This window comes from Massilia niastensis DSM 21313 (genome assembly GCF_000382345.1).
Taxonomy (GTDB): domain Bacteria; phylum Pseudomonadota; class Gammaproteobacteria; order Burkholderiales; family Burkholderiaceae_D; genus Telluria; species Telluria niastensis.
In genome coordinates this window covers 1-3,705 of the sequence record NZ_KB908193.1, presented here as the reverse complement: position 1 = coordinate 3,705, position 3,705 = coordinate 1, and the positions used below count along the sequence as shown (strand labels likewise).

Sequence of the window (3,705 nt, the reverse complement as noted above, 5' to 3'; positions counted from 1 at the left end):
GCTAGCATCGGAGCCGAAGGTTAACAGAGCCGCTACACGTTTACAACAGCCAAATGATCAAAGGCGGCTTAACTTAACCGCATTAGGGTCAGAGTTGAATTATTGGCCAATTGCCCGGCGGACAACTAGGGTCAGAGTCGAATTACTGTGAATAGTGAGAATGTTAATGAACAATTCGACTCTGACCCTAAAAGGCTGGCGTGAAAAAACCGCCGGCGTGTCACCACGGCGGCGGTGTTGAAGATGCAGCGCTTCGGATCAGGTGATCGGCGCCGGGTTGAACAGCGCCAGCGCGTTATGCAGCCTCTTCTGCTCGGCCCAGGTCTTGCGTCCGCTCGCCACGTCCAGCATCAGCTGGAACAGCTCCCAGCCCACGTCCGCGATGGTGGCGTCGCCGGTGGCGATGCGGCCGGCGTTGACGTCCATCAGGTCGTGCCAGCGGCGCGCCAGGTCGTCGCGCGTGGCCACCTTGATGACCGGGACCGCGGCCAGGCCGTAAGGCGTGCCGCGGCCGGTGGTGAAGATGTGCAGGTTCATGCCGGCCGCCAGTTGCAGGGTGCCGCACACGAAATCGCTGGCGGGGGTCGCCGCAAAGATCAGGCCCTTCTGCTTCACCTTCTCGCCCGGCGCGAGCACGCCCGAGATCGCGCTGCTGCCCGACTTGACGATCGAACCCATCGCCTTCTCGGTGATGTTGTTCAGTCCACCCTTCTTGTTGCCGGGCGTGGTGTTCGCGCTGCGGTCGACGCCGCCGCGCTGCAGGTAGGCGTCGTACCACGCCATCTCGCGGATCATCTCCTGCGCCACCTCGGCGTTGGCCGCACGCGAGGTGAGCTGGTCGATCCCGTCGCGGACCTCGGTGTTCTCCGAGAACATGACGGTGGCGCCGGCGCGCACCAGCAGGTCGGTGGCGTAGCCGACCGCCGGATTGGCGGTGACGCCGGAGAAGGCATCGCTGCCGCCGCATTGCACGCCGACCACCAGCTCGGAGGCACTGCAGGTTTCGCGGCGGCGCTGGTTCAGCACCTCCAGCCGCGTGCGCGCCATCGCCATGATCGACTCGATCATCGAATCGAAGCCGACGTGGGCCTCGTCCTGCAGCACCACCGTGTAGGAGCCGCCCTGCTGGATCGGGATGCTGCCCTCGGGCAGCAGGCGCGAAGGCTGCAGCTTTTCGCAGCCCAGGCTGACGACCATCGCCTGGCCGCCGAAGTTCGGATTGCGGGCGATGTTGCGCAGGGTGCGGATCGGGATCTCGGCGCCGGGCGCGTCGATCGCCACGCCGCAGCCGTAGATGTGCTCGATCGCGACCACGTCGTCGACGTAGGGATAGTCGGGCAGCAGCTCGGCGCGGATGCGCCGCACCGCATGGTCGACCACGCCGGCCACGCATTGCACGGTGGTCGAGATCGCGAGCAGGTTGCGGGTGCCGACGCTGCCATCGGCATTGCGGTAGCCTTCGAAGGTATAGCCTTCGAGGGGCTCGACCGGCGCCGCCTTGCGGGTGGCGATCGGCAGGTTGTCCAGGCTGCGCGCCTCCGGCATGCGCACCAGCGCTTCCTCGACCCAGGTGCCCTGGGCGATGTCGCTGGCGGCGTAGCCGATCACGACGTCGTAGCGGCGCACCGGCTCACCCTCGGGGATGTCGACCAGGGCGATCTTGTGCCCCTGCGGCACCGCATTCTTGAGCACGAATTCGCCCGGGAATTCGGTCCCCGCCGGGAGGCCGCCGTCGTTGACGACGATGGCCACGTTGTCGTTCGGATGGACGCGGATATAGTGAGGCTTCTGGGCGCCGGACTTCGGCGAAGAACAATTGCTCATGACGGTTCCTTATTTGCTGGAGACGACGTTCAGCGCGCCGACCGGTTTCGCACCGGAGCTGTCCGGTACAGGCTTCAGTTCGACACGCTTGATGTCGCCGACAATGAAGAGGTAGCAGAAGATCGCGACCGCGGCATTCGCGGCGACATACACCAGGGCGGCGGCGAACGAGCCGGTGACCGACAGGATATAGCCGATGACGATGGGCGTCGTGATGCCGGCGGTATTGCCGAAGGTATTGAACAGACCGCCGCTCAGGCCGGCAGCTTCCTTGGGAGAAGTATCCGCCACCACGGCCCAGCCCAGCGCACCGATGCCCTTGCCGAAGAATGCCAGCGACATGATGGCCACGACCATCCAGTCGGCGCTCACGTAATTGCAGATGATCATGCTCATGGCCATCAGCATGCCGCAGACGATCGGCGTCTTGCGTGCGGCCGACAGCGAGAAGCCGCCGCGGATCATGCGGTCCGAGATCAGGCCGCCCATGATGCCGCCGAGGAAGCCGGCGATCGCCGGCAAGGCGGCCACGAAGCCGGCCTTCAGGATCGTCATGCCGCGCTCGCTGACGAGATAGACAGGGAACCAGGTCAGGAAGAAATAGGTCAGCGTGTTGATGCAGTACTGGCCGATGTACACGCCCAGCAGCATCCGGTTACCCAGCAGTTGCTTGAGGATCGGCCAGGTGCTCGGCTGGCTGGCGGCCGGACGCTTCTCCTTGCTTTCCAGCTTGGTCAGGGCGCCGCCCGCCTCGATGTAGGCCAGCTCGGCCGCATTGATGCGCGGATGGTCTTTCGGCCCGTGGATCGTCTTCAGCCACACGAAGGCCACCACGATGCCGAGCGCGCCCATGACATAGAACACGCTTTGCCAGCCGTAGCTGTGCACCAGCCAGCCCATCAGCGGTGCGAACAGGACGGTGGCGAAATACTGCGCGGAATTGAAGATGGCCGCCGCCGTGCCCCGCTCCGCCGTCGGGAACCATGCCGCCGTCACGCGGCTGTTGGCCGGGAAGGAAGGCGCTTCGGCCGCGCCCACCGCGAAGCGCAGCGCGAACAGCAGCGCGACCGCGGCGGCGCCGGTGAAGAAGCCGACCGTGCCGACCAGCAGCGTGAACAGCGACCACAGGAAGATACTGAAGAAGTAAGTGACGCGCGAGCCGAAGCGGTCGAGCAGCCAGCCGCCCGGCAGCTGGGCCAGCACATACGACCAGGCGAACGCCGAGAAGACGAAGCCCATCTCCACGGTCGTCAGGCCGAGCATCTTCTTCAGCTCGGGACCCGCGATCGAGATCGTGGCGCGATCCGCATAGTTGATCGTGGTGATGAGGAACAACATTGCGAGGATAGTCCACCGGACGCGGGTGGCCTTGGCGCCGCCGGCGCTGGTGATGCTGTGCTGGGATTTCATCCTGTCTCCTGAGATACCTTGTGCCTTGCGCCGTGCACTCCTGGATGGCGGCGTGCGCCGCCAGTGTTCTTTTTTGGCCACGGAGCGTGTGAGTTAGTCGTCGGTCATCAGACAACATGCCTCATCATAGGCGAAGAAAAAATAAATAGCAAACAGGTTTTGGCACGAAGATATCGATCTTCGCCCTGCCGCAGGAACGGCCGCCGCACCGCTATATAGAAGGAATTCTTCGTGTGTCCGCCGCGGTGTCGGAAAGCTGCACGGTCTCGCTTGTAGTTGTTGCAGCACGCCGAAACATGTTGTACGATGACTGATAACTGCACTGAGCGACTTACCGCTCCCCAACGACGCCTACAACGGAGACACCATGTTTACGCCACAAGACCTCAAAGAGATCCTTTCCTCCGGCCTGCTGTCCTTCCCGGTCACCGACTTCGACGCCCAGGGCGACTTCGTCCCGACCGCCTACGC

2 protein-coding genes and 1 pseudogene are annotated in these 3,705 nt (G+C 64.1%); 1 reads left to right on the top strand and 2 read right to left on the bottom strand.

Translation table 11 applies throughout. The annotated features are described in order from the left end of the window. Positions 1-258: 258 nt before the first annotated feature. A complete protein-coding gene (gene garD, locus H162_RS0129465) occupies positions 259-1,824 on the bottom strand; it encodes a galactarate dehydratase (RefSeq protein WP_020657060.1) in 1,566 nt (521 codons plus the stop codon). Between the two features lie 9 nt (positions 1,825-1,833). After that, the gene (locus tag H162_RS32390) at positions 1,834-3,234 is read right to left on the bottom strand and encodes an MFS transporter (protein WP_020657059.1); all 1,401 of its coding nucleotides are present in this window, start codon (positions 3,232-3,234) and stop codon (positions 1,834-1,836) included. A 367-nt stretch (positions 3,235-3,601) separates the two neighbouring features. Here H162_RS32390 and H162_RS34625 point away from each other — a divergent pair. After that, positions 3,602-3,705, top strand: a pseudogene (locus H162_RS34625) (5-dehydro-4-deoxyglucarate dehydratase); the annotation flags it as partial.